Below are 25,631 nucleotides of genomic sequence, written 5' to 3'. Positions count from 1 at the left end.
CAGCGCCACGGAAGTACCCACTGTCGCCACTGCGCCCCACGCTACGCCTAGCGCGGGTAGCCACACCGTCATACTTCAAGTCTGGGCTGCAGCGAAGAGAACTTCGAACGGGAGAACGCTGCCCCACATGGCGATCGGCGAAGCGCAGAGCCTCACGAGCGCGCCACGGGGGATTGGAATCCGGCCACACTCTCCACTAACCCAGGACCGCGGCCACGATGGCCGACCGGGGCCAGAGGGTCCTTACGTAGCCCAGGACCCACAGGCGCGCTGAGCCGGGATTGACCGAGCCTCCAGTTCCTCCGCCCCACCGGCCTCCACGGGGTCCAGACGCGGCTTCTCTCAGGATCTGACCCACGATGAACTCAACGCACTCGCTGCCGATACATTGAACCGTGGCGAGACCAGCCGGGCCACCCCAACCCGCTCCGCGTCGCCACGGCCCAGGGCAATCTAGGCCATCCACATCCAGGCCACACGCCTCAGTCCGCTTCCGACCAGTCACGGCCCCTTCAGTTCCTTTCTGATGGCTTGACCCAGATCGGTTCACCTCGGATCAGGTCGGTTGATCTCGTGCAGGTCGGCGCCCATCGACGAACTTTCCAGTAGACTTCGAGGGACCTGTTCGGAGGCTCCACCGAAAGCCGTCCCGAAGGAGGTTGGGCCGATCGGATCTCTTCAGGGCAGCGAACCACACCTCAGGTTTCCACAGGACTTATCCACAGATCTGTACACAGGCATCCCGAGGTACCGGAAGAGAGTGATGTGGATCATCGTAACGTTATCCACAGCGGCTTGTGGATAGAAGTAGGCCTCCCGTTTCACGTGAAACGCCATTTCTCTCACCCGGGCCCGCCTCCTCCAGACATATTCGGCAAGGCGTAGGGGACAGAGATCAGACTCGAACTGTGGGCCCAGTAACGACTCCATGAAGGTGCACGATTCCGCGAGATCACGCCGATTCCGGGCCTAAAGCGCTGCTCAGCCATCCGTTCCTCCTCCAAAACGGACAGATCTGACCGGCCGGCTGAGAGTGGTCGCCGTAGGCCAGTGAGCGTCCAAAGGAGGCCACGCATCGTCGCTGCGGAACGGGCGCACCGGCAGATCCATCCACAGTGACGAAAGCCGGGAATCATCAGGGCCGGTCCAGTGCGCATATCACCCCTCTGCTGTCCACAGAGTTATCCACAGAGTCTGTCCACAGCGTGCAGGCGGACCTCTCAGGAGGGGACGGTGGCCTACAGAGCGGCCTCTCGCGGCCCATCTTGCCGAACTCGAGCTCAACGGCGGACTGCTATCGACAGGTGCTGTGCGCCATGCTCAGCGAGCGTGTGCAGCCGCAGTACCTTCCACAGCCATCGCGATGGTGGCGCGACCTCACCAACAGCCTCTTCCGGCACACTCCAGCACAGCCGTCCGCCGAGCTAGGTGAAACATCCTCAGCTACGCAGATCGATCCGGTGATGACGACCAGCCACCACCACGTTGCCGGAACAATGGAGTCACGGCCGCCCGGGCGCAGATATCCGCCCTGGTTCACACCGGCAAGACGGAATAGTCCGAGCTCCGCAAAACTTGGAAGCGCAGGGAGCTACAAGTTCAAAGGACGTTTCACGTGAAACACCAACAGGAGCCCTGGCCGACTCCACACGAGTTCGATGAGGTCGCCATTGCTCCTCCGCACCGAGAATCCCACGGAGAGCCCCACGACCGCGGCATGTGATGATGTGAAGACCAACCAGGGGACCTGACGCCGCCCTAGAGGGCCCATGAGACGCCCTCCTCGGGTCTCTCGCTGTGGAGCCCCCTGAGACCCGGCGTCCCTCGCGCGAACGACCCACAGAGCCTCCAACGGGTCACGCGGTCAGGACTGGGCCGTGGCGAATACGACCGAGGAGCGCGACGGCGATTCAGACGCTCGGAGTCGCGCCTTCCCGCCTCCCGTCTGGTTCCTCCCGGCGTCACTGCGGTCTGGACCAGCGATGACGAGCCGCTCATGCGCTACCGTGACCCTGCCAGCGCACCACCTACATCGCACAAGCGGTCGATCCTGGGTTGTCTAACAACCCGTCACGCCGCAGGGGAGCAGTCCGTGACTGATGACCCTCGGTTGGGAGAAGCGCGTCGTACGGGACGACCATGATGGCAAGTACCAAGAGAGCAGAGGCGGTCAGAGCACTAATCGAAGCTTGCTGCGTCGCGATTGGTGGCCCTATCTGCTGCCCGCCGGAAGAGAAGCTCGCCGGCGCACCCAGCAACAACTGACCACGAACGATGAGCCGTAGGCATGGCCTGGTACCCTGCTGAAGTTAATTTCAATCTACCATCTGAATCCCGATGGAAAAGTTCCGAGCAGGGGTGAAGCACTGTCGGCTGTCTCGAAGAGCCGGTTCAGAGGGTGTTCCTCAAGGTCGTCGTGCTGAGTCGGACCACCTGCGGAGTCACATCAGAGTGGACGACCACGTCTCACAAGTCTGTGCGGCACCACAACGCCCCACATTCGGCGCCAACTTCGCCGCTGCACGTGTGGATAGTGCTGTGTCGCGCAAGGGCGGGCGAAATGCTCCAGGAGCTGCTGATGTTTCACGTGAAACAGCATCCCCGAGAATGCAGTGGAGCGAGACCGGCCCGGAATTCTGGCACCGGCCTTCCGATCGCAGCTCACGGATCACCCACGGCAAATGTTCGGCGGGCTCCCCAAATTGGGTGTATGTGACTGCCCCACAGGGATCGCCTGGGCAACCAACCAGGCGATGACGGCAATAGGAGCCGAATGCGGGTATGTCATATCGGGCGAGGCTGATGGGTATTCATGCCCGCACGGGGACATCCCCGAAGCCGAGCCGAGTCGGTTGAAGTTGGTTCGAATTTCATCGGCATTCCTCGGATCCTGCGCAGAAACTGAGGTGATCAGATGTGCCCTGGACGACGGGCCATGGGCCAGGCAACCGGCATTCACGAGTCCCATCAGCGTTTCACGTGAAACATATCGGCCTCGGGATTGAGTCGGCGGAACCAATGGGCAACGCAACCCGTGTGCCGGGGGAGCGCGCCTCTCGACGGCGGGGAGCGCGCCTCTCGACGGCGGGAAGCACCCCTAGCACAACAGATCCGACCGCCGATGGATTCGCCCGGTCGGGAACAGTCGACGGACAGCTCCCCTAAAGCAGCAAGCCGCGCAGTCCCGCCACGAAGCACAGGGAGCTCTCCGTCGTCAGCCATCGCAGAATTCAGGTACCGCACGCCCTTCAGACCGATCCGAGAACTCACGTCGGCTGGGTCGAGGGCATGACAGCACCCCGGAACTCATCCCGGAGACACCAAAGGGGGCCTGTGTTTCACGTGAAACACAGGCCCCCTCCGGAGGCACGACGCTAGGACGGGTTGATGACATCCATGATTCGATTGAGATCATCGACGCTGGCAAACTCAATGCTGACACGTCCCTTTCGGGCGCCAAGAGTGATCTTGACGTTCGTATCAAGGCGATCCGCGAGCGAAGTGGCCAGGTAATCCAGCCGCTCGTGCCGTGCGGTATTCCGCGGGGCCGCGGGCTTCTTGGGATCTCCGGGATCCTGGAACAGCACCACGGCCTCTTCCGTCGCTCGCACCGAGAGACCCTCGGCGACGATGCGCTGTGCCAGGCGTTCCATGGCCGGAGCGTCCGGCAGACCCAGCAGCGCACGCGCGTGCCCTGCTGACAGCACTCCGGCGGCCACGCGTCGCTGGACCAGGGGAGGAAGCTTCAACAGGCGAATGGTGTTCGACACCTGAGGACGCGACCGGCCGATCCGGTCGGCGAGCTCTTCGTGGGTGGCGCCGAAGTCCTCCAGAAGCTGCTGGTACGCGGCCGCTTCTTCGATGGGATTCAGCTGGCTGCGGTGGAGGTTCTCCAGCAGAGCGTCACGCAGGAGGTCGTCATCGGTGGTCTCACGGATGATCGCGGGGACGGTCTCCAGGCCGGCTTCCTGCGTCGCACGCCAACGCCGCTCGCCCATGACCAGCTCGAAACCGGTTCCCTCGGGCTTCCGGCGGACCACGATCGGCTGCAGAACACCGATCTCGCGCACGGAATGAACGAGTTCCGCCATGTCCTGCTCGTCGAACTCCTGGCGGGGCTGACGAGGGTTGGGGGAGATGTCGCCCACCGGGATCTCAGCGAACTGAGCACCGGGCACCGGAACCAGCCCGTCCTGCGCGCCGGCGTCGTCTGTGACAGGGGCGGCGGCCGACGCTGCGGTGTCAGGGGTGGACGCTTCCGAAGCCTTCGGACGACGCGTGCGCGTCGGCTTCTCGGACGCAGGAGCAGCCTTTGCCTCTGGATCCTTCGCCGAGCGGGCGGGTGCCCTCTTCACGGCGCTCTCCTTGGCGGCCGCGGCCTTCCCGGAGTCCTCGACGGCCTCGGAACTGTCGGCCACCTTGGTGGGCCGCTGAGCGGCCTTCTGCGGCTTCTCAGTGGGAGCAGCCACCTTCTGCGACGCCGGGCTGGTTTCCACAGCCTTCTTCGCACCATCCTCTTCGCGGGTCCGCTGGGGAGCGGGGAAGAACAGATCCACCGGTCGGGTGGTGGGCGCTGCACTGCCCGCATCGGCAGCATTGGGGATCAGGGCACCCAGACCACGGCCCAGGCCACGTCGCTTTTCACTCATGTGGGATTCCTCCCTCCTTCCGATGGCGCGAAATCAATCGCAGGGGTTTTTTCTCTGGTCGTTCTGCTTCACGCATCAGCTGCGCTCGGCGATCTCAGCAGCTGCTTCCAGATAGGAGAGCGCTCCGCTTGAGTTCGGATCATACGTCAGCACCGTCTGCTGGTAGCTCGGGGCTTCCGAGATTCTCACCGAGCGAGGAATGACAGCTGAGAGGACCTCCTGGGGGAAGTGCTCCCGGACTTCGGCTGCTACCTGGGCCGCGAGGTTGGTCCGTCCGTCATACATCGTCAGCAGAATCGTCGAGACCCGCAGATCACCGTTGAGGTGCTTCTGGATCATCTCGATGTTCTTCAACAGCTGGCTCAGACCCTCCAGAGCGTAGTACTCGCACTGGATCGGAATGAGGACCTCCTGCGCAGCGCAGAAAGCGTTGACGGTCAGGAGCCCCAGGCTGGGCGGGCAGTCGATGAAGATGAAATCGAGCCGCTCCAGACCCTGCTGCTCACGGTGCTTGGCATACACGTCGATCGCGCGGCGAAGCCGCTGCTCACGGGCGACGAGAGAGACGAGCTCGATCTCCGCGCCTGCGAGGTGAATCGTGGCCGGCGCACACTGCAGACGATCGATGTCCGGGCAATCGGCCACGACGTCGGCGAGGGGGAGGTCGTTGATGAGGACGTCGTAGATGGAGTCGACCTCAGCATGGTGTTCGATGCCGAGAGCCGTCGACGCGTTGCCCTGAGGATCGATGTCGATGACGAGGACATTCAGTCCCGCGGACGCCAGAGCGGCCGCGATGTTCACCGTCGTCGTCGTCTTGCCGACGCCGCCCTTCTGGTTCGACACCGTGAAGACGCGAGTGGCTTTCGGCTTGGGCAGTACGCGGCCCGCAAGCTTCTCCCGCCGTCGCGTCTCACTCGCCAGTTGCCGCGCGATGGGGCTTGACTCGTCAATCGAATCGATCACAGTACTCGCCTTCTTGCCAGGCGTTTCACGTGAAACGCCTTCTTTCGATGCATTATCAACCGAATCAGGTTTCTTAGGCGCGGGTCGAGTCGGTACGCTGCGGACCTCCGTGGAACGTGCGGAACCCAGCTGAACGAAGGGCGGGATCCGGTGCACGGTACTCTCGCGTTCACTCACGGGACACACTCTTTCTCCTGGACATCTCTCCGACCGACTTCTAGCCTAACCGCTCGGCCCTCCGGCCGACGGGCGGCCTTCACAGAGCGCGCGCCCCGCCCACCCTGAAGGAAGGCATCCCCGAGGGCGTGCGCAGCCGTCAGTTCTGCTTGCCGACCTTCACCCGGACCACCGTCGTGGACTCCTCGAGGAGGTCCTCGCCGCACACCACGATGTCCGTCTTCACGGCGCCCAGCTTCTTGAGCACTTTCTGGGCCTTGTCGATCTCATCCTGAGCGCTCCGGCCCTTGATCGCCACGAGTTCTCCACGGCCTTCCAGGAGGGGCAGCGTCAGGCGTGCCAGCTTGTCCAGCGCACTCACCGCCCGGGCGGTCACCACGGTGAAATCCTCGAGTCCCACGGCGGCCTCGGCCCGGCCGCGCCACACCACCACGTTGTCCAGCCCGAGATCGTCAATGACCTCCTGCAGCCAGATGCAGCGGCGTTCCAGCGGTTCGATCAGCGTGAGTTTCAGATCAGGCCGTGCGATGGCGAGACAGAGACCGGGAAGGCCGGCGCCGGATCCGACGTCCGCGACCACGGCATGCTCGGCGATGCAGGATTCGATGACCGCGCAGTTGAGGACATGGCGGCTCCACAGACGCGGGACTTCGCGAGGGCCGAGGAGACCGCGTTCGATGCCCGACGTCGCCAGGTGTTCCACATAGCGCTCGGCGAGCGGCAGACGGTCGCCGAAGATGCGCTGCGCAGCCTCCCGCTCTCCGTCGGTCAACGTGGCGTCGGCTGCGGACACCTCAAGGGCGTTCTCAAGGTCCTGTGCCGACTCGTCCTGGATGGGGGACATCCGTTCCTCTCCTGATCTGGTTCGAGGGCCGTGCGGCCCGTGATCTCCTGTGGAAAAAAGCGACCCGCCCGGTCCTGAGGGCCGGGCGGGTGGAAAGTCAGTCTGCGCTGACCACGATGTGCCGTCGGGGGCCTTCACCCTCGGATTCGCTCACGAATCCGAGTTCGGCCACCGCGTCATGCACGATCTTGCGCTCGTAGGCGCTCATCGGCGCGAGGGCGACGCGGCCGCCGTCGCTCTTGACGCGATCCACGGCGTCCTGGGCGATCTTGGAGAGCTCCACGGTGCGGCCACGGCGGTAACCGTTGATGTCCAGCACGAGGCGCGAACGGTTCTCCGTAGCGGACAGGACGGCCAGGCGGGCGAGCTCCTGCAGGGCCTCCAGCACTTCACCGTCCTGGCCCACGAGGCTGTCCAGCCCGTGGTCCTCGCCGTCGGCCTCGATGGAGATGTAGGTGCGGCCGTTGCGGACCTCGATGTCGATGTCCCCATCGATGTCGGCGATGTCCAGAAGCTCTTCGAGGTAATCCGCGGCGACGTCGCCTTCCTCGTCAAGACGGTTCACGTTCTCCGGAGCCTCGGTCACGGCGGTCTCCTCGGCGGGCGTCTCTACACTCACTTCTTCTTCTTCCGGTTGTTCTTGCGGCTCGGCTGGTAACGCTGTCCCTTGGGCTTCTCCGGCTCGGCCGGGATGTCCTCCGGGGCGACCTTCTTACCCGTGGTGACGTCGATCGGAGCGAGGCCCTTGGCCTTGCGGCGCTCGTTGAGCTCGCGGGCCGCCTGGGAACCGGGGGTCGGCATGCGGCGGATGACGTAGAACTGCTGGCCCATGGTCCACAGGTTGGAGACGGTCCAGTAGATCAGGACACCGATGGGGAAGTTGATGCCACCCACGCCGAAGACGACCGGCAGGATGTAGAGAAGCATCTTCTGCTGGCGCATGAACGGGCTGGCCAGAGCTTCCTCGGACATGTTCTTGGCCATGATCTGCTTCTGGGTGATGAACTGCGAAGCGGTCATCGCCAGGATCATGATGATCGACAGGATCCAGACGGACACTCCGCCTCCGTGGAGCAGTGCCGAAGAGAGCGGAGCGCCGAAGATGGAGGACTTGTCGAACTCGATGACGTTCTCGTGGCTCAGGGCGCTGATGCCCTCCCCCTTCTCCTTGGCCTGCGAGATGCCGGACAGCACCTGGAAGAGGGAGAAGAAGAACGGCATCTGGATCAGCATGGGAAGACAGGCCGAGAACGGGTTGGTGCCGTGCTTCTTGTAGAGGGCCATCTGCTCCTGCGCCATCGCCTGGCGGGAGAGCTGGTCCGTCTTGCCCTTGTACTTCTCCTGGAGCTTCTTCAGGTCCGGCTGCAGGAGCTGCATGCCGCGCTGGGCGCGGATCTGCTTCACGAACACCGGGATCAGGGCCGCACGGATCACGACCACCAGGCCGATGATGGACAGGGTCCAGGTCCAGCCGGATTCACTGGGCAGGCCCAGGAACGTGAAGGCTTCGTGGAAGCCCAGCATGACAATGCTGACCAGCCATTTGAAAGGCGCCAGTATCGCCCCAAAGATGTCCATGATGTGTCCCTCAATCAGGCCGCGGAGCGGCGCTCTTCTTCAGTGGTCTTGGCTGCGGCCGAGCCGGGCCCGGTGTCCTGCGGCAGGTAGTCGTGCGGGTGGTTCAGCATGACGATCCGCGGCACCCGGTCCGCCGGCCACGAACGGCCACCCTCCGGCACCGGATCCAGGCCGCCGTCGCTCCACGGGTGGCAGTGCAGCAGGCGCCGGCCCGCAAGCCAGCTTCCCTTGACCGCACCATGGACGGTGACCGCTTCCAGCGCATAGGCGGAACAGCTGGGGAAGTACCGGCACACCTGCCCGTAGAGCGGTGAGACCGCCAGGCGGTACAGCTTGAGCGCGCCGATCAGGATGTTTCTCGGCAGATCGATGACACCGCGCGCGACGGCGAACGCCACGTTCACGCTCGAGCCTCGCCGGTGGCGGAGTCCGCCCCGGACCGCTCGCGCGTGCGCGCGGCAAGACGGCGCTGTGCCACGGCGAATGCCTGATCCATGTCCGCCACGAGTTCCTCCCAGTCCGCCTGTGCCGCCGCCGGCAGGGAACGCACCACCACATCGATTCCAGCGGGGTGTTCCTGCAGCAGTCGGGCACCGATCTCCCTCAACCTCCGCTTAACGAGGTTGCGGACCACAGCGTTCCCGACCGCCTTCGACACGATGAAGCCGAAACGGCCCGGCGCGTCCGGCGACGAAAGGCATGCAGATAGAACTAAGTTCCGGCGCCCTACACGGACACCGGAACGAAGTGTGGTGGAGAAGTCGGCAGGAAGCCGCAGGCGGTTCTGTGCGGGAAGCACTCTGTCGCCAGGCCTGGCTCGGGTCGACTAGTCGGCTTTACGCCGAGAGCTCAGTGCGGCCCTTGCCACGGCGGGCAGCCAGGATGGCGCGGCCTGCACGGGTACGCATACGAAGACGGAAGCCGTGCTTCTTGGCACGACGGCGGTTGTTCGGCTGAAAAGTCCGCTTGCTCACGGTGGTTGCTCCAGTTGTTTGACGGGACGCGTCTACCTGGATCGCGGGGAAGCAAAGGCTGACGCAAAGTTTGTACTCACCCACGGGACGAACGGAACGGCTGGCTGCCATGTTCGGCCCTGAAGTGTGGGCGTGGACCCCCCATGAGGACATAGGGGACTAGTCAACGTTAGGGCAGGCGGGAGCAGGGCGTCAAATCTAGAGCATACCCACACCCATCCACAGGGGAGTGGACAAGAAGCTGTGGAAACTGTGGACGAGCGCGGTTCCCGGCCATTCCGCGGAACCACATCCATGTAATTATCCACAGGCCGGAGGCTGGCTATCTTCTGGATTTTCGATCGTCTACAGTGTCTCAGTAGCCGTTTTCCACCGATTGTGCATAACACTGTGGAAAAGTGCGGTCCATCACGACGGTACAGCGCGGCACGACGTACGGGAACCCCAGAGTCAGAAAGTCACGGTGCGCATGGACGAGAGCAATCACGCAGACACGGTCGGTGGTCCCTGGCGCCAGGTGGTCCATCTTCTGGAGCGGGATCCGCAGGTCTCCCCACGTCAGCGCGCTTTCGTCTCCCTCGCCCAGGCTCAGGGCCTGGTCGGTTCCACCCTCCTGGTGGCCGTCCCCAACGAGATGACCCGTGACGTCCTGATCAACCAGGTGAAGGATTCCCTCGACGCCGCCCTGCGCGAGGTGTTCTCCGATGAGATCCGCTGCGCGATCGACGTGGACGCCAATCTCTCTCCCGTCGCGCCCGCCGTGCCCGCCGCCGTCGTGATCCCCGAAGAACTGGACATCGAGACGCCGGCCAGCGAGGTCCGGGCCCAGCCCACTCCGCCGAGCAATTCCCAGGAGTTCGGGCGGCTCAACCCCAAGTATCTCTTCGACACCTTCGTGATCGGGCAGTCGAACCGCTTCGCGCACGCTGCCGCGGTGGCGGTCGCCGAGGCGCCGGCCAAGGCCTACAACCCGCTCTTCATCTACGGTGACTCCGGACTGGGCAAGACCCACCTGCTGCACGCGATCGGCCACTACGCCCGTCGCCTCTACAGCGGGATCCGCGTCCGCTACGTGAACTCCGAGGAATTCACGAACGACTTCATCAACTCGATCCGCGACGACGAGGGCACCAGCTTCAAGCAGATGTACCGGAACGTGGACGTCCTGCTGATCGACGACATCCAGTTCCTGGCCGGCAAAGACGCCACGATGGAGGAGTTCTTCCACACGTTCAACGCCCTGCACCAGAACAACAAGCAGGTGGTCATCACCAGCGATCAGCCGCCCAAGGCGCTCGACGGTTTCGAGGACCGCCTGAAGTCGCGGTTCGAGTGGGGCCTCCTCACGGACATCCAGCCCCCGGAACTGGAGACCCGTATCGCCATCCTCCGCAAGAAGGCTCTCAGCGAAGGGCTCTCCGCGCCGGATGAAGCGCTCGAGTACATCGCTTCCCGCATCTCCAGCAACATCCGTGAACTCGAAGGCGCTCTCATCCGCGTCACCGCGTTCGCCAGCCTGAACCGCCAGCCCGTGGATGTGGCCCTGGCCGAGATGGTCCTCAAGGATCTCATCACCGATGAAGGCGCTCAGGAGATCACGGCGTCCCAGATCCTCGACGCCACGGCGGACTACTTCAAGCTCTCGCTCGACGAGCTGTGCAGCAAGTCCCGTACCCGTACGCTCGTGACCGCCCGTCAGATCGCCATGTACCTCTGCCGCGAGCTCACGGACATGTCACTGCCGAAGATCGGCCAGGAGATCGGCGGACGGGACCACACCACGGTGATGCACGCCGATCGGAAGATCCGCGAACTCATGAGCGAACGCCGTCAGATCTTCAATCAGGTCACCGAGCTGACCAACAAGATCAAGCAGCAGCAGCGCGAAGCCTGAGGGCCTCTGCGGAACCCACTCCTTATTAACTTAACTACACCTGTGGATAAACCTGGGGACAGTTAAGTGGAGAAGCCCGCGCGATGGTCTTAAAACCTCCAGGGACGCTGTGGATCCCCGAAATGGCGCTTGAGCGCTGCCCACAGGCACGCTGCGGTTGTCGGCATTAACGCCCACAGCGAGTCAACAGGGCCCTTCCGCGGAAGGACGCGGCTGGATCCGGTTATCCACAGAATCCACAGCAGTTATTAACACTACGAATCCCAAAAGATCTGAAAATCGTGAGATAACAACTTCCCTCCGCCCTGGCACCCGTCCCACAAAATCCCGAGGCCTCCGGCCCCCGGGACCGGAACACCCTCGACGACCGGTCCCCGGGAACCCGTCAGACGAGACGCCGGACGCCTGGATCCCAAGGTGAACCCGGCATCGCCGGATCCGCCCGGATCCCGTGAGCTCGGCCACCCGTGCACCACTTGGCTCCGGGGCCGGGTATTCTTGCAAGCTGAATCCGACTAAGCTGGGCGCAACGAGCTCCCGTACTTGAAAGGCGGCACCCTTCCGTGAAGTTCAGAGTCGAACGGGACGTTCTCGCCGAGGCAGTGAGCTGGGCAGCACGCTCACTTTCTCCCCGGCCACCGGTACCGGTTCTCTCTGGTCTCCTCCTCAAAGCGGAACACGGGACGGTCAGCCTCTCGAGCTTCGATTACGAGACGTCGGCACGTCTGGAGATCCCTGCTGAGATCCGTGACGAAGGCACGATCCTCGTGTCCGGCCGTCTGCTCGCCGACATCTGCCGCAGCCTTCCCTCCGCGCCGGTCGACATCGAGACCGACGGGTCGAAGGTCACGCTCACCTGCCGCCGCAGCTCGTTCCACCTCGCGACCATGCCGGAGAACGAATACCCCGCTCTCCCCGCGCTGCCCGACAGCAACGGCATGGTCGACGGAGCGGCATTCTCGCAGGCCGTCAGCCAAGTGATCATCGCCGCGAGCAAGGACGACACCCTGCCGATCCTCACCGGTGTGCGGCTGGAGTTCGAGGACGACCTCATCACGTTCCTCGCCACCGACCGCTATCGCCTGGCCATGAAGGAACTCCCCTGGGCGCCCACCACTCCCGGGCAGTCCATGTCCGCGCTGGTCAAGGCGAAGACCCTCAACGAAGTTGCCAAGACCCTCGGCGGCAGCGGCGAACTGAAGCTCGCGATCACTCAGGACGACTCCCGGCTGATCGCCTTCGAAAGCGCCGGACGCGCCACCACCTCCCTGCTGGTGGACGGCGATTACCCCAAGATCCGTTCGCTCTTCCCTGAGACCACGGCCATCCACGCCGTGGTCAACACCTCCGAACTCGTGGAGGCCGTCCGCCGTGTCTCGCTCGTCGCTGAGCGGAACACCCCGGTGCGTCTGGCTTTCACTGATGGACAAGTCCACCTCGATGCCGGCACGGGCGAAGACGCCCAGGCCTCCGAAGAGCTGGAAGCGCGTTTGGAAGGCGAGGACATCACGGTCGCGTTCAACCCCGGTTACCTGATCGAGGGTCTGAGCGTCATCGAGACCCGGTTCGTCAGGTTCTCCTTCACCTCCGCTCCGAAGCCGGCCATGCTGACGGCTCAGGCGGAGCTCGAGGGCGAGGACTCGGACGACTACCGCTACCTGGTGATGCCCGTCCGCCTGCCGAACTGACGTGCGAAACCAGCTAAGGAAAGAAGTGGACGCCATGCACATTGGTTTGATCGGGCTCGGCAAGATGGGCTTCAACATGCGGCAACGTCTCCGCGATGGCGGCGTGACCGTCACCGGATTCGACCGCAACCCGGAGAAGACCGACGTCGCGAGCGTGGACGAGCTCATCAGTGCGCTGCCCACCCCGCGCGTCGTCTGGGTCATGGTTCCCGCCGGTGAGATCACCGACGCGCTGATCCGCGAACTCTCCGAAAAGCTCTCCCCCGGTGACCTCGTGATCGACGGCGGCAACTCCCGCTTCACCGAAGACCAGAAGCACGCCGCACTCCTCGCCGAGAAGGGCATCCGCTTCGCCGACTGCGGTGTGTCCGGCGGTGTCTGGGGTCTGCAGAACGGCTACGGCCTCATGGTGGGCGGCAGCGCCGAAGACGTCGAATCGGCCATGCCGGTGTTCGACGCGCTCCGCCCGGAGGGTCCCCGTGAGGACAGCTTCGTCCACGTCGGCGACGTCGGCGCTGGTCACTACGCCAAGATGGTGCACAACGGCATCGAGTACGGCCTCATGCAGGCCTACGCCGAAGGCTACGAACTGCTCGCCGCCAAGGACATCATCAAAGACGTGACCGGAACCTTCCGTGCCTGGCAGAAGGGCACCGTCGTGCGCTCGTGGCTGCTCGACCTGGCGGTCAACGCGCTGGAAGAGGACCCGGGCCTCGACAAGATCGCCGGCTGGGCCGATGACTCCGGTGAAGGCCGCTGGACCGTGGAAGAGGCGATCGCCAACGCGGTGCCCGCCCCCGCCATCACCGCGGCGCTGTTCGCCCGTTTCGTCTCCCGCCAGGAGGACTCGCCCGCCATGAAGATGGTGGCCGCCCTCCGCAACCAGTTCGGGGGCCACGCCGTCAAGCAGGCCGGCACCGACGCTGCGCAGTAGTCTCCTGGCGTGTACCTGGCGCATCTCTCGCTGACGGATTTCCGCAGTTACCCTCAGCTTGAACTCCCGCTGGAGCCGGGCGTGACCGTCCTGGTCGGGTCCAACGGCGTGGGCAAGACCAACGTGATGGAAGCGATCGGCTACCTCTCCACGCTCGGTTCGCACCGCGTCTCTTCGGCCCAGCCGTTGCTGCGGTTCGGCACCGAACAGGCGTTCATCCGGGCGCGGCTGGTCCGTGGTGAGCAGCAGGCCAGCGTGGAAGTAGAGATCAACGCCGCCAGGGCCAACCGGGCCCGCATCAACCGGGGGAACCCGGTGCGGGCCCGGGACATCCTGGGCCTGGTCCGTTCGGTGCTCTTCGCACCGGAGGACCTGGCCCTGGTCAAGGGCGAACCGGCCGTCCGGCGCCGGTTCCTCGACGAACTGCTCGTGACGCTGGAACCGCGCCACGCGGGGACGCGCGCCGATTACGACCGGGTCCTCAAACAGCGGAACGCCCTGCTGAAATCAGCCCGCGGCGGACGGCTGTCCTCCGCGCAGGAGGCCACCCTCGATGTGTGGGATCACCACCTCGCGGCCAAGGGCGCCGAACTGCTTCATGCCAGGCTCGCCCTGGTCCGGAGCCTTCAGCCTCATATCGACACCGCCTACGCCTCCCTCACCGACGGCTCGAAGATCGCGCGCGCCCAGTACCGCTCCACGGTCGCCTTCGAGACCGAGGCGGGTGCGGCGGACGCGCCGCCCGCTCCACCCGCAGCGGACGACGACGGCGGCCCCGCCGTCGTCGGGATCCCTGCGGCTGAGGATGACGCGGCGCGTCTCGCCGGAGACGACGTCGCCCGCCTCACCGAGCGCTATCTGCTGGCGCTGAAGGCGAGTCGGCAGCAGGAGGCCGACCGTGGCCTGACCCTCGTGGGGCCACATCGCGAGGAATGGGAACTGCTCCTGGGACAAGCGCCCGCGAAGGGCTTCGCTTCCCACGGCGAGACCTGGTCCTTCGCCCTGTCCTTGCGCCTGGCCGCGTACTACGCCCTGCTCGAGGACGATCTGTCCGGGACCCAGGCCCCCATCCTGATCCTGGACGATGTCTTCGCCGAGCTCGATGCCCAGCGCCGGGCACGTCTGGCGACGATCGTGGCCACTGCGGAACAGGTGCTGGTCACGGCCGCGGTGGACAGCGATGTGCCCCCGGAGCTCGCCGGTTCCAGGGTCCGGGTGCTTCCCGGCACGGTCCTTCCGGGAGACGGCGATGGTGCGTGAGCCGGATCCGGGCACACCCGAACAGGAGGGCCCCGACGCCGCACGTGACGCTTTGCGGCGTGCGCGCCGCGCCGCCGAGTTGCGCGGTGAGATCCGCAGCAGGTCCACGTCCGGATCGCTCGAAGGGCCGAGGCCGGCGAAGAAGAAGGCCCGTCCCTCCCGCGAATTCGGGCTGGGCCGGGACCCTCAGGGCGTCGGCTCGATCATGGGACGCCTGGTGGCGGACCGTGGCTGGAGCTCGCCGGTCGCGGTGGGATCGGTGGTCAGTCAGTGGCCGTCCTTCGTCGGTCCGGAGGTCGCCGCGCATTGCCAGGCAACCGGATTCGCGGGCACGACGCTGACGGTGCGTTGCGATTCCACGGCCTGGGCGGCCAATATGCGTCTGCTGCGCCCCAGCCTGCTGGAGAAGTTCCGGACCGAAGTGGGGCCGGGGATCGTGACGGTGATCGAGATCCACGGACCCAACGCGCCGTCCTGGAAGAAGGGGCGCCGGAGTGTGCCCGGACGGGGTCCACGCGACACCTACGGGTGAAACGCTCCACGGCCTCCAGGAGCTCTGAACGCCCCGTGAGCCGTATCCCGGGCCATCCGAGAGCCCTCCGAGAGCGCCAAGAGCCCGTTGCGGGCCGGTCAGAGCTGTTTTTCTTCGCGAGGAGCGTCCCAGAATCAGGAATCGTTCAGTTCTAAAGGGTAGAATGAAGGGTGAGGCTCAGAGCGCCGCTTCGTGACGGATCCGGCGCTCGATCCATGTCCCGGGACCGCACCGGCGGTGCCTCGCGCCGGAGGACCCATGGAACGAGCACCACACACGTCAGCCCGTTCATGTCAGCCGACCGCCGTGGCGGATGGCTGGCCGAGCACGCTTTAAGAGCAACGAAGGAAAGACACGCCTGTGGCCATTGAGAACGCCGAACACCCAGACGCCGATCCGCAGCCGGAAAGCGGACTGTCCGCCACCACGCAGCGCGACTACGGCGCCAGTGACATCACCGTCCTTGAAGGTCTGGAAGCCGTCCGCAAACGGCCCGGCATGTACATCGGTTCGACCGGACCCCGCGGTCTCCACCACCTCGTCTACGAAGTCGTGGACAACTCGGTGGATGAGGCCCTGGCCGGGTACTGCTCCCACATCGAGGTGGTGCTCCAGGCCGACGGCGGCGTCAGCGTGGTGGACGACGGCCGTGGCATCCCCGTGGACATCCACCCGACCGAGGGCAAGCCCACGGTGGAAGTGGTCATGACCATCCTGCACGCCGGCGGCAAGTTCGGCGGCGGCGGTTACTCCGTCTCCGGTGGCCTGCACGGCGTGGGTATCTCCGTCGTGAACGCGCTGTCCCGCCGCGTGGACACCGTGGTCCGCCGTCAGGGACACGCCTGGCGCATGTCCTTCGCCGACGGCGGCAAGCCGACGGGCCCGCTGGTGAAGGGCGAGGAGACCGAGGCGACGGGCACCTCCCAGACCTTCTACCCGGACCCCGAGATCTTCGAGACCACCGAGTTCGACTTCGAGACGCTCCGCGCCCGATTCCAGCAGATGGCGTTCCTCAACAAGGGCCTGCGCATCACGCTGACGGACGAGCGCGAGATCGAGACGCCCGACGAGGACCTGGATCTGGACCACCTCAATGAGGCCGAAAGCGGTCCGCGGACCGTGGTCTACCAGTACGACAACGGTCTCCTGGACTACGTGGTCCACCTCAACAAGAGCAAGAAGACCGAGCTGGTCCACCCGGACGTGATCTCCCTCGCGACCGAGGACACCGACAAGCAGATCTCGCTCGAGATGGCGATGCAGTGGACCACGGCGTACTCCGAGAGCGTCCACACCTACGCGAACACCATCAACACGCATGAGGGCGGCACCCACGAGGAAGGTTTCCGCGCCGCGCTGACCACCCTCATCAACCGCTACGCCCGCGAGAAGAACATCATCAAGGAGAAGGACGACAACCTCACCGGTGATGACATCCGTGAAGGCCTGACCGCCGTCATCTCGGTGAAGCTCTCCGAACCGCAGTTCGAAGGCCAGACCAAGACCAAGCTCGGCAACTCCGAGGCCAAGGGCTTCGTGCAGCGCGCCGTGACCGAGGAATTCGGCGACTGGCTCGAGCGCAACCCCGGCCCCGCGCGGGACATCATCCGGAAGGCGATCAACGCCGCCCAGGCACGGCTCGCGGCCCGGAAAGCGCGTGACAACGCCCGCCGGAAGAGCCCGCTGGAGTCCTTCGGCATGCCCGGCAAGCTCTCCGACTGCTCCTCCAAGGACCCGTCGCGCTGCGAGGTGTACATCGTGGAGGGTGACTCCGCAGGCGGTTCCGCCAAGCGTGGCCGCAACCCGGAGACCCAGGCGATCCTGCCGCTGCGCGGCAAGATCCTGAACGTCGAGCGTGCCCGCCTGGACAAGGCCCTCGGCAACGCCGAAGTGCAGTCGATGATCACGGCGTTCGGCGCCGGGATCGGCGAGGACTTCGACCTGGAGAAGCTGCGCTACCACAAGATCGTGCTCATGGCCGATGCCGATGTGGACGGCCAGCACATCACCACGCTGCTCATGACCCTGCTGTTCCGTTACATGCGGCCGCTCATCGAGAACGGTTACGTCTACCTGGCGCAGCCTCCGCTGTACCGCATCAAGTGGTCCAACGCGACCCACGATTACGTCTACAGCGACGCCGAGCGTGACGCCGCGCTGGCCAAGGGACAGGCCGAGAACAAGCGCCTGCCCAAGGAGAACGGCATCCAGCGCTACAAGGGTCTCGGCGAGATGGACTACACCGAGCTCTGGGACACCACCATGGATCCCGACCGCCGCACGCTGCTGCAGGTCACCATGGACGACGCCCTCGCCGCGGACCAGGTGTTCTCGGTCCTCATGGGCGAGGATGTCGAATCCCGCCGTAACTTCATCCAGCAGAACGCCAAGGACGTCAGGTTCCTGGACATCTAGGCGAGCCGGCGACGGCGGTCGAGTGCCGCCGTCGTGCGCCTGATCCGGAACTGATCAACGTGAAACGAAAGACGGAACGATGAGTGACGAAACTCCCGAAATCCCTGGCATGAAGAGCCCTGAGGCCGCCATCGAGGGCACGCTGGTGGACCGCGTCGAGCAGGTCGACCTGCAGACCGAGATGCAGCGCTCCTACCTCGATTACGCCATGGCCGTGATCGTGGGCCGCGCCCTCCCGGACGTCCGGGACGGCCTCAAGCCGGTGCACCGCCGCGTCATCTACGCGATGTACGACGGCGGCTACCGCCCCGACAAGGCGTTCAGCAAGTGCGCCCGCGTGGTCGGCGACGTGATGGGCACGTACCACCCGCACGGTGACATGGCGATCTACGACGCCTTGGTCCGCCTCATCCAGGACTGGGTGATGCGTTACCCGCTCGCGCTCGGCCAGGGCAACTTCGGCTCCCCGGGCAACGACGGCGCGGCCGCCCCCCGGTACACCGAGACGAAGATGTCGCAGCTCGCCATGGAGATGGTCCGGGACATCGACGAGGAGACCGTCGATTTCCAGCCCAACTACGACGGCCGCAGCCTCGAGCCGACCATCCTGCCGGCGCGGTTCCCGAACCTGCTGGTCAACGGGTCCTCCGGCATCGCGGTCGGCATGGCCACCAACATCCCGCCGCACAACCTCCGCGAAGTGGCGGACGGCGTGCAGTGGTACCTGCAGAACCCGGACGCCACCCGCGAAGAGCTCCTCGAAGAGCTCCTGGTCCGCATCAAGGGACCGGATTTCCCCACCGGCGCCACGATTCTGGGCCACAAGGGCATCGAGGACGCGTACCGCACGGGCCGTGGTTCCATCACGATGCGTGCCGTGGTCAACGTCGAGGAGATCCAGGGCCGCACCTGCCTCGTGGTCACCGAGCTGCCCTACCAGGCGAACCCGGACAATCTGGCCGTGAAGATCGCCGAACTGGTCAAGGACGGCAAGGTCCAGGGCATCGCCGACCTGCGCGATGAGACCTCCGGCCGCACCGGCCAGCGCCTCGTGATCGTGCTCAAGCGCGACGCCGTGGCCAAGGTGGTCCTGAACAACCTCTACAAGCACACCCAGCTGCAGGAGAACTTCTCCGCGAACATGCTGGCGATCGTGGACGGTGTGCCGCGCACGCTGAGCCTCGACGCGTTCATCCGCCACTGGGTGACGCACCAGTTGGACGTCATCGCCCGACGGACCCAGTACCGTCTGCGCCGTGCCGAGGAAGAGGCGCACATCCTGCGCGCGCTCCTCAAGGCGCTCGACATGCTGGATGAGGTCATCGCCCTGATCCGCGCGTCCAGCACCACGGAGGCCGCCCGCGATGGTCTGATGGAGCTGCTCGAGATCGACGAGCTCCAGGCGCGCGCCATCCTCGACATGCAGTTGCGCCGTCTGGCCGCCCTGGAGCGCCAGAAGCTCCAGGAGCGTCACGCCGAGCTCGAAGCGCTGATCACCGAGTACAAGGAGATCATCGCGTCCGAGGACCGCCAGCGCGCGATCATCTCCGAGGAGCTGGCCGGGATCGTCGAGAAGCACGGCGATGACCGCCGCACGCAGATCCTGCGCGGCTTTGACGGTGACATGTCCATCGAGGACCTCATCCCCGAGGAAGAGGTGGTCGTCACGATCACCCGCGGCGGCTACGTCAAGCGCACCCGCAGCGACAACTACCGCTCGCAGCAGCGCGGCGGCAAGGGCATCAAGGGCGCCCAGCTGCGCGGCGACGACGTCGTGGAGCACTTCTTCGTCACCACCACCCACCACTGGCTGCTGTTCTTCACCAACCTGGGCCGCGTGTACCGCGCGAAGGCGTACGAACTGGCCGAGGCCGGCCGTGACGCCAAGGGCCAGCACGTGGCGAACCTGCTGGCCTTCCAGCCGGACGAGCACATCGCCCAGGTCCTCGACCTGCGCGACTACCAGCAGGCCCCCTACCTGGTGCTCGCCACGAAGGGCGGTCTGGTCAAGAAGACCCGCCTGGAGGACTACGACACCAACCGCAGCGCCGGCGTGATCGCCATCAACCTGCGCGACGGCGACGAAGTGGTCTCGGCCCAGCTGGTCAGCGAGACGGACGACCTCATCCTGGTGTCCCGCAAGGGTCAGTCGATCCGCTTCACCGCCGACGACGAGGCGCTGCGTCCCATGGGCCGCGCCACCTCGGGCGTCACCGGCATGAAGTTCCGCGAGGCCGACGAGCTCCTCGCCGCCGATGTGGTCACCGAGGACTCCTACGTGTTCGTGGTGACCGAAGGTGGCTACGCCAAGCGCACCGCGGCCGATGAATACCGCCTGCAGAACCGTGGCGGCCTGGGCATCAAGGTGGCCAAGCTCGCCGAGGAACGCGGTGATCTGGTCGGCGCTCTCATCGTGGATGAGAACGACGAGGTCCTCGTGGTCATGGAAGGCGGCAAGGTGGTCCGTTCCTCGGTGCAGGGCGTCCCCGCGAAGGGCCGCGACACCATGGGCGTCATCTTCGCCAAGCCGGACAAGAACGACCGCATCATCGGCGTCGCGCGCAACACCGAGCGCGGTCTGGAGGCCGAGGATTCCGGTGAAACACCGGACGATGCCGCAGGCGATGACGTAACGTTGAGTCAGAACACGGACGGCGCCGATGCGTCCGTCCCCGTCCAGGACACCGAATCCGGCGAATCCGGTTCGGACGATCCGCAGAGCAATGAAACCAGTGGAGGTACCGCGTGAGCCCCTCGAACTCGAGCCCCTTTGAGAGCCGACCGACGAAGGACGAAGGCTCCGCGAACCCATCCGGTGGTTCCGCCGACAAGGGCGGTCAGCCGTCCCGGCCGGTGGCGTCCCCCTTCGAAGCCCCGCAGCAGCCGAAGCCTCAGGCCAAGCCCGCCGCGGAACAGCAGCGCCAGGCTCCCGCCTCCCGTCCGGCCCCGGCCGTGAGCAAGTCTCCCGTCCCCGGCGCCACGGGTGCGGCACAGGGTTCCGCGAACGCTTCGCGTCCGGCCGACGCGCGGCCGGCGCAGGCCCGCCCGGCGCAGGCGCGTCCCGCCCAGGCTCCTGCGGGTCCGGCCGCTTCCGCCGCCACCGCGGGGCTCGTGAAGCCCGCGCCCAAGGCAAAGGTGCGCCGTGCCAAGCTCATGATCAGCAAGGTCGACCCGTGGTCGGTGCTGAAGATGTCCTTCCTGCTCTCCGTGGCGCTGGGCATCGTGACCGTGGTGGCCGCCCTGGTCCTGTGGACCGTGCTGGACCTGACCGGCATCTTCAACCAGGTCAACAAGCTCGTGGGCGACGTGGCCGGCAGCGAAAGCGGCGGCTTCGACCTCCGGAAGGTCGCCTCGCTCGGCCAGGTCGTCTCCTTCTCCACGATCATCGCCGTGGTGAACGTCGTGCTCCTCACGGCCATCTCGACGCTGTCCGCCGTGCTGTACAACCTCGCCGCCACCCTGGTGGGCGGCGTGGGCGTCACACTCACGGACGACTGAACGGCCCCTTCGAGAGCCAGCCTCTGATCGGCCGGGACACCGTGTGCACGGTGTCCCGGCCGATTTGGCTTGGGCAGGGAAGTCCTGTAAAGTCTTATCTCGGCCCGATCGAGGAGACTCGTAGGCTGTGGGGGCGTATAGCTCAGGCGGTTAGAGCGCTTCGCTGATAACGAAGAGGTCCCAGGTTCAAGTCCTGGTACGCCCACGGAACACCGAGTTCACGGAACGAGGCACCATGAAGAAATTGCTCGTCATCGCACTGGCAGTCGCTTCCGTGGTCATCGTGAAGAAGGCCCGGGAGTCCGAAGCCCAGAAGGGTGCCTGGAAGCAAGGAACCGATACGGTTTCCTGACCGGGATTTCTGGGGGCATGGCGCAATTGGTAGCGCACCTGCTTTGCAAGCAGGGGGTTAGGGGTTCGAGTCCCCTTGCCTCCACCAGCACAAAAGGATCGTCGCAAGACGGTCCTTTTGTTTTGCCCCCACGACGACGGCGGAAGGCTGAGGCATGAACGCATTGATGGCCACGCTGGGCATCCTCGGAGTCTCCGCCTCGGGACCGCTGGTCTCCGCCACGCTGGCGGGCACCACGGTCGGGGCTCTCGCGATCGCCTTCTGGCGCAACGCGATCGCCGCCGTCGTGATGGGCGCTCCCGAACTGGCCCGCCGCCCACAGTCCTTCACCCGGGTGAGCCGCCGCTCGCTGGTGTGGAGCGGCGTCGCGGGAGTCGCCCTGGCCTTCCACTTCGTCTGCTTCTTCTACTCGCTCGAGCTGACCAGCGTGGCCGCCTCCACGGCGCTCGTCTGTCTGCAGTCGGCCTGGATCGCCCTCATCCAGCTCTTCCGCGGCACGAAGCACTCCTGGCACGTCCTGGCGGGGCTGGGGGTCTCCTTCATCGGCGTCGTGGCGATCACGGGCTTCGACATGGGGTCGTCCCCTCAGGCGCTCTGGGGCGACATCCTGGCGATCCTGGGCGGCATCCTGGCGGGTGTGTACACGCTGGCCGGCAGCAAAGCCCGGGAGGACATGACGACGGGCGCCTACACGGGGATCTGCTACGCGTTCTGCGCCCTGGTGGTCCTGGTGATGGCGCTCGTGGGGCGGCAGCCGCTGGTCGGGTTCGAGCTCAACGGCTGGCTCGGCATCCTGGCCATCACGGTGGCCGCGCAGCTCCTCGGCCATACCTCGCTGAACTACCTGGTGGGCCACATGAGCGCCCTCGTGGTGTCCATGCTGGTGCTGCTGGAGATCCCGGGAGCCGCGATCCTCGCCGCGGTGTTCCTGCACGAAGTGCTCCCCGCGGGGACCTATGCCGGCCTGGCCCTGATCATCGCCGGCCTCGCGATCGTCATCGCCGGGCAACGGGGAAGACGGGAGAATCTCGAGGAAGCGCCGATCGACTGACGCCGCCAGGCGGGTCAACCCGGCAGAACGTCGGCCCGCCGCGCGCTAGAGCCCGCCGCGCTCCGGCACCGCCGCCGTCGCGCTGTGGATGGCGCGGAGGATCTTCGCCGGGAAGTAGACCGAGTAGAAGACCACCATCGGTGCTTTCAGGGCGATCTTCTTGATGTTGTGGGCCTTGTAGGTGCGGTCGAAGCGGGTCACGTAGTAGCTGTAGTCCCGTGGCGAATCCTCCAGCCGGCGTGCGGACATCCCCGAGACCATGGTGGGGACGTACTGGACGCGGAGGCTGTGCTCGGCCAGATGTAGCGAGAGGTCGATGTCCTCATGCATCTCGTCCTTCTCATCCAGGCACGTCTCGGAGCGGATGATCTCCCAGGCGCTCTTCCGCAGGGCCATGTTGGAGCCGAACAGGAAGTGGTACTCGTGGCGGGCCAGCCGCAGCATGAGCTGCCGCATCCGGTCGTCGGCCTTCTGGCCCCAGCGGCGCAGCGGCATGTCGTAGTAGAGCACGGGACCGGTGGCCGCCTGCACGGTGGGGTCCAGGAAGGCGTTCTGCACCTGCTCGACCCATTCGGGTTCCAGGACGGAGTCGGCGTCGATCCGGCCGAGCACTTCACCGCTGCCGTAGTCGAGCCCGGCGTTGCGGGTGGGAATGAGCCCCTGGGCGTCATGCTGCGCCACGAGGTGGATGGGTGATTCGGGGTATTCCAGCTGCATGGAGCGGACGATCTCCGCCGTCCGGTCCGTGGACTTGTTGTCCACCACGATGATCTCGTGGGCGGGGGAACTCTGATAGATGGCCGCCGTCAGGCACTGGCGGATGACGCTCTCCTCGTTGTAAGCGGGGATCACGATCGACACACTGGGCCGGTTCACTCAGTCCTCGATTTCCAAAACACGGATGCGCCCGATGGGGCTTGATCCCCTCAAACATAGCAAGACGCCCCGCCGGCAGGGTGGCCGACGGGGCGTCTTGCGGTGCACGTGCCGTGCTGGAGGCTACTTGCCGTCCGCGGCGTCCTTCACGTCGGAGGCGACCTCTTCGGCCTTGTCCTTGGCCTCCTCGACCTTCGCCTTGCCCGCCTCGGCGGTCTTCTGGCTGGCCTCGTGGATCTTCTCCGCGGCGCGGCGGGCCGTGGTGCGGGCGCGTTCGCTGACGTCCGCAGCGGACTCCGACGCCTTCTCCGTTTTCTCCTCCACGGCGGCCTTGGCCTCCTTCACACCGGCTTCGGCGGCGTCGCCGGCCTTCTCGGCGACGTGCTGGGCCTTGGTGGCGACCTTCTCGCCGGCGTCCTTGACGGCCTCGACGACGGCGGGCGCGCTGTGTGCGGGGCCGGAGGACTGGGCGGGGCGGTCCTGAGGACGCTCCGCCGGCACCTTCCACGGATCCTGCGTCGGGCGAGAGGCCTTCCAGACGGCCACACCGGCCGCGACCGCGGCGCCGATCACCGCAAAGACCAGGAGGCCCTTCTTCTTGCCCTTCTGGGGCTTCGCAAGCTGCTGGTTCGCGGCGTCAGCGGCGGCAGACGCGATCTGGCGGCCCTGCTGACCGAGCTCGGAGGCCTGCTCCTGCAGCTGGTTCACCACGGGGGAATCGGCGAAGCGGCGGGCGACCGCGTCGATCTGCTCGGGCGCCTGCTCCAGGCCGTGGTGCACGGCCTCGGAAGCCTTGCCGAGCTGCTCGGAGATCAGGGGGAGGTATTCGCTCACCACCTTGTCCCGGGCGGTGGCGAGAGCCGGAGTGGTCTTGTCCAGGGCTTCCTGGATGCGCGGGCTGGCCTCCTCCACGGCGTCGTGGATCTTCGGGCCGAGGTGGGCCAGGCCCTCCTGGAGACGAGGGGTCACGGTGGCGACGCCGTCGGCCAGGTTGTGGGCCGCGCTCTTGAGGCCGTCCTGGATCTTCGGCGACGCCGTCTCGATGCCCTGCTGGATCCGGGGCACAGCCCAGTTGACGGCCGCTTCGACACGCGGCGCCGCCCAGTCACGGGCCTGTTCGATGCCCTGCGTCACGCCCTGCTCAAGGTCCCGTGCGGAATTGACGGTCTTTTTCATGGTGCCTCCTAGCATCAACACTTCCTGTGGAGTGAAGCCCGTCAGTCCCATGACGGCGACCGGCAGGCACTCTGCAGTGCTTGGTGTCCTTAGCAGTCAGCCTAGTTGCATTTCCTGATGTGCGGCTATGTGGAATGTATCGCGGCGCAAGATTTCACCCACCGCGGAACCCAGCCCACCTCCAGGAGCCCCTCAGCGCTGCGTGGGAGAATCGGGACATGAGTATTGCAACCGCCAAGGCAACCATCCACACCAACCAGGGCGACATCGTCGTCAACCTCTTCGGCAACCACGCGCCCAAGACGGTCAAGAACTTCGTCGGTCTCGCCACGGGCGAGCAGGCCTGGACCCACCCGGAGACGGGCGAGGACAAGACCGGCACCCCGCTGTACGACGGAACGATCTTCCACCGCATCATCAAGGACTTCATGATCCAGGGCGGCGATCCCCTCGGCCGCGGCGTCGGCGGCCCCGGCTACCGCTTCGATGACGAGATCCACCCCGAGCTGAACTTCAACGAGCCGTACAAGCTGGCCATGGCCAACGCCGGCATCCAGATGGGCCAGGGCACCAACGGTTCCCAGTTCTTCATCACCACCATCCCCACCACCTGGCTGCAGGGCAAGCACACCATCTTCGGTGAGGTGGCTGACGAGGAGTCCCGTAAGGTCGTCGACGCGATCGAGGGCGTCCGCACCGGCATGGGCGACCGTCCGGTCGAGGACGTGGTGATCAAGAGCATCGAGATCGAGCAGCTCTAAAACCGC

The 25,631-nt window shown here is 65.6% G+C and carries 21 protein-coding genes and 2 tRNA genes; 13 read left to right on the top strand and 10 right to left on the bottom strand.

From position 1 onward, the window contains the following. Positions 1-3,374: 3,374 nt before the first annotated feature. The 8 genes from BLV63_RS02420 to rpmH all read right to left on the bottom strand — a co-directional run bounded on the left by BLV63_RS02420 (position 3,375) and on the right by rpmH (position 9,188). Positions 3,375-4,649: a ParB/RepB/Spo0J family partition protein gene (locus BLV63_RS02420; RefSeq protein ID WP_066213582.1), complete on the bottom strand. Its 1,275-nt coding sequence runs from the start codon at positions 4,647-4,649 to the stop codon at positions 3,375-3,377. Between the two features lie 75 nt (positions 4,650-4,724). Continuing rightward, a complete protein-coding gene (locus BLV63_RS02415; protein WP_139244723.1) occupies positions 4,725-5,612 on the bottom strand; it encodes a ParA family protein in 888 nt (295 codons plus the stop codon). Positions 5,613-5,931: 319 nt separating this feature from the next. Next, positions 5,932-6,636, bottom strand: coding sequence for a 16S rRNA (guanine(527)-N(7))-methyltransferase RsmG (rsmG, locus tag BLV63_RS02410; RefSeq protein ID WP_082724113.1), 705 nt, complete (start codon positions 6,634-6,636; stop codon positions 5,932-5,934). A 97-nt stretch (positions 6,637-6,733) separates the two neighbouring features. After that, on the bottom strand, positions 6,734-7,255 hold the full coding sequence (locus BLV63_RS02405) for a Jag family protein (RefSeq protein ID WP_066213580.1): 522 nt from the start codon (positions 7,253-7,255) through the stop codon (positions 6,734-6,736). Beyond that, positions 7,252-8,214 (bottom strand): membrane protein insertase YidC, encoded by a 963-nt coding sequence (gene yidC / locus BLV63_RS02400; protein WP_066213578.1) that lies wholly within the window; start codon positions 8,212-8,214, stop codon positions 7,252-7,254. Before yidC ends, BLV63_RS02405 begins: the two co-directional genes overlap by 4 nt. A gap of 14 nt (positions 8,215-8,228) precedes the next feature. After that, on the bottom strand, positions 8,229-8,618 hold the full coding sequence (yidD, locus tag BLV63_RS02395) for a membrane protein insertion efficiency factor YidD (protein WP_066213575.1): 390 nt from the start codon (positions 8,616-8,618) through the stop codon (positions 8,229-8,231). Continuing rightward, on the bottom strand, positions 8,615-9,013 hold the full coding sequence (rnpA, locus tag BLV63_RS02390; protein WP_074783944.1) for a ribonuclease P protein component: 399 nt from the start codon (positions 9,011-9,013) through the stop codon (positions 8,615-8,617). Before rnpA ends, yidD begins: the two co-directional genes overlap by 4 nt. 37 nt (positions 9,014-9,050) lie before the next feature. Further along, positions 9,051-9,188, bottom strand: a complete 138-nt coding sequence (gene rpmH, locus BLV63_RS02385) for a 50S ribosomal protein L34 (protein WP_003800212.1) — start codon at positions 9,186-9,188, stop codon at positions 9,051-9,053. Positions 9,189-9,651: 463 nt separating this feature from the next. Between rpmH and dnaA the strand changes: the two genes are divergently transcribed. The 12 genes from dnaA to BLV63_RS02330 all read left to right on the top strand — a co-directional run bounded on the left by dnaA (position 9,652) and on the right by BLV63_RS02330 (position 22,812). Further along, positions 9,652-11,082: a chromosomal replication initiator protein DnaA gene (dnaA, locus tag BLV63_RS02380; protein WP_066213572.1), complete on the top strand. Its 1,431-nt coding sequence runs from the start codon at positions 9,652-9,654 to the stop codon at positions 11,080-11,082. Positions 11,083-11,645: 563 nt separating this feature from the next. Continuing rightward, complete coding sequence (gene dnaN, locus BLV63_RS02375) at positions 11,646-12,770, top strand: DNA polymerase III subunit beta (protein WP_066213569.1); 1,125 nt, start codon at positions 11,646-11,648, stop codon at positions 12,768-12,770. Positions 12,771-12,795: 25 nt separating this feature from the next. Then, positions 12,796-13,704, top strand: a complete 909-nt coding sequence (gnd, locus tag BLV63_RS02370; protein ID WP_496559492.1) for a phosphogluconate dehydrogenase (NAD(+)-dependent, decarboxylating) — start codon at positions 12,796-12,798, stop codon at positions 13,702-13,704. Positions 13,705-13,713: 9 nt separating this feature from the next. Continuing rightward, positions 13,714-14,964, top strand: a complete 1,251-nt coding sequence (gene recF / locus BLV63_RS02365) for a DNA replication/repair protein RecF (RefSeq protein WP_066213567.1) — start codon at positions 13,714-13,716, stop codon at positions 14,962-14,964. Beyond that, a complete protein-coding gene (locus tag BLV63_RS02360; protein ID WP_066213565.1) occupies positions 14,954-15,496 on the top strand; it encodes a DciA family protein in 543 nt (180 codons plus the stop codon). The genes recF and BLV63_RS02360 overlap by 11 nt, the downstream gene beginning before the upstream one ends. 360 nt (positions 15,497-15,856) lie before the next feature. Beyond that, on the top strand, positions 15,857-17,911 hold the full coding sequence (gene gyrB / locus BLV63_RS02355) for a DNA topoisomerase (ATP-hydrolyzing) subunit B (protein WP_066213563.1): 2,055 nt from the start codon (positions 15,857-15,859) through the stop codon (positions 17,909-17,911). 79 nt (positions 17,912-17,990) lie between these two features. Then, on the top strand, positions 17,991-20,660 hold the full coding sequence (gene gyrA, locus BLV63_RS02350; RefSeq protein WP_066213560.1) for a DNA gyrase subunit A: 2,670 nt from the start codon (positions 17,991-17,993) through the stop codon (positions 20,658-20,660). Positions 20,661-20,764: 104 nt separating this feature from the next. Beyond that, positions 20,765-21,409: a DUF3566 domain-containing protein gene (locus BLV63_RS02345; protein ID WP_066214110.1), complete on the top strand. Its 645-nt coding sequence runs from the start codon at positions 20,765-20,767 to the stop codon at positions 21,407-21,409. A 131-nt stretch (positions 21,410-21,540) separates the two neighbouring features. After that, positions 21,541-21,614 (top strand) — tRNA-Ile (locus BLV63_RS02340). A 30-nt stretch (positions 21,615-21,644) separates the two neighbouring features. Then, a complete protein-coding gene (locus tag BLV63_RS18750; RefSeq protein ID WP_217640435.1) occupies positions 21,645-21,761 on the top strand; it encodes a DLW-39 family protein in 117 nt (38 codons plus the stop codon). An 11-nt stretch (positions 21,762-21,772) separates the two neighbouring features. After that, a tRNA-Ala gene (locus BLV63_RS02335) sits at positions 21,773-21,848 on the top strand. 67 nt (positions 21,849-21,915) lie between these two features. Next, entirely contained in the window at positions 21,916-22,812 is an 897-nt protein-coding gene (locus BLV63_RS02330; protein ID WP_066213557.1) for a DMT family transporter, read from the top strand. Positions 22,813-22,857: 45 nt separating this feature from the next. Here BLV63_RS02330 and BLV63_RS02325 read toward each other — a convergent pair whose 3' ends face one another. Together BLV63_RS02325 and BLV63_RS02320 are read right to left on the bottom strand one after the other, a co-directional pair. Continuing rightward, positions 22,858-23,688, bottom strand: a complete 831-nt coding sequence (locus BLV63_RS02325; protein WP_066213554.1) for a glycosyltransferase family 2 protein — start codon at positions 23,686-23,688, stop codon at positions 22,858-22,860. A 123-nt stretch (positions 23,689-23,811) separates the two neighbouring features. Continuing rightward, entirely contained in the window at positions 23,812-24,864 is a 1,053-nt protein-coding gene (locus BLV63_RS02320; protein ID WP_066213551.1) for a hypothetical protein, read from the bottom strand. A gap of 218 nt (positions 24,865-25,082) precedes the next feature. On the opposite strand from BLV63_RS02320, the gene BLV63_RS02315 reads away from it, so the two are divergent. Then, entirely contained in the window at positions 25,083-25,625 is a 543-nt protein-coding gene (locus BLV63_RS02315; RefSeq protein ID WP_066213542.1) for a peptidylprolyl isomerase, read from the top strand. Positions 25,626-25,631 lie beyond the last annotated feature (6 nt).

The sequence above is a fragment of the Arthrobacter woluwensis genome (assembly GCF_900105345.1).
Lineage (GTDB): Bacteria > Actinomycetota > Actinomycetes > Actinomycetales > Micrococcaceae > Arthrobacter_E > Arthrobacter_E woluwensis.
Note: the sequence above shows the minus strand (reverse complement) of the source record. Positions and strands in the feature narration are given on the sequence as shown.

Excerpts from the sequence above, each read along its gene's own strand:
- BLV63_RS02420 (WP_066213582.1), bottom strand. The coding sequence starts at position 4,649 with ATGAGTGAAAAGCGACGTGGCCTGGGCCGTGGTCTGGGTGCCCTGATC.
- rsmG (WP_082724113.1), bottom strand. The coding sequence starts at position 6,636 with ATGTCCCCCATCCAGGACGAGTCGGCACAGGACCTTGAGAACGCCCTT.
- yidC (WP_066213578.1), bottom strand. The coding sequence starts at position 8,214 with ATGGACATCTTTGGGGCGATACTGGCGCCTTTCAAATGGCTGGTCAGC.
- BLV63_RS02360 (WP_066213565.1), top strand. The coding sequence starts at position 14,954 with ATGGTGCGTGAGCCGGATCCGGGCACACCCGAACAGGAGGGCCCCGAC.
- gyrA (WP_066213560.1), top strand. The coding sequence starts at position 17,991 with ATGAGTGACGAAACTCCCGAAATCCCTGGCATGAAGAGCCCTGAGGCC.
- BLV63_RS18750 (WP_217640435.1), top strand. The coding sequence starts at position 21,645 with ATGAAGAAATTGCTCGTCATCGCACTGGCAGTCGCTTCCGTGGTCATC.
- BLV63_RS02330 (WP_066213557.1), top strand. The coding sequence starts at position 21,916 with ATGAACGCATTGATGGCCACGCTGGGCATCCTCGGAGTCTCCGCCTCG.
- BLV63_RS02320 (WP_066213551.1), bottom strand. The coding sequence starts at position 24,864 with ATGAAAAAGACCGTCAATTCCGCACGGGACCTTGAGCAGGGCGTGACG.
- BLV63_RS02315 (WP_066213542.1), top strand. The coding sequence starts at position 25,083 with ATGAGTATTGCAACCGCCAAGGCAACCATCCACACCAACCAGGGCGAC.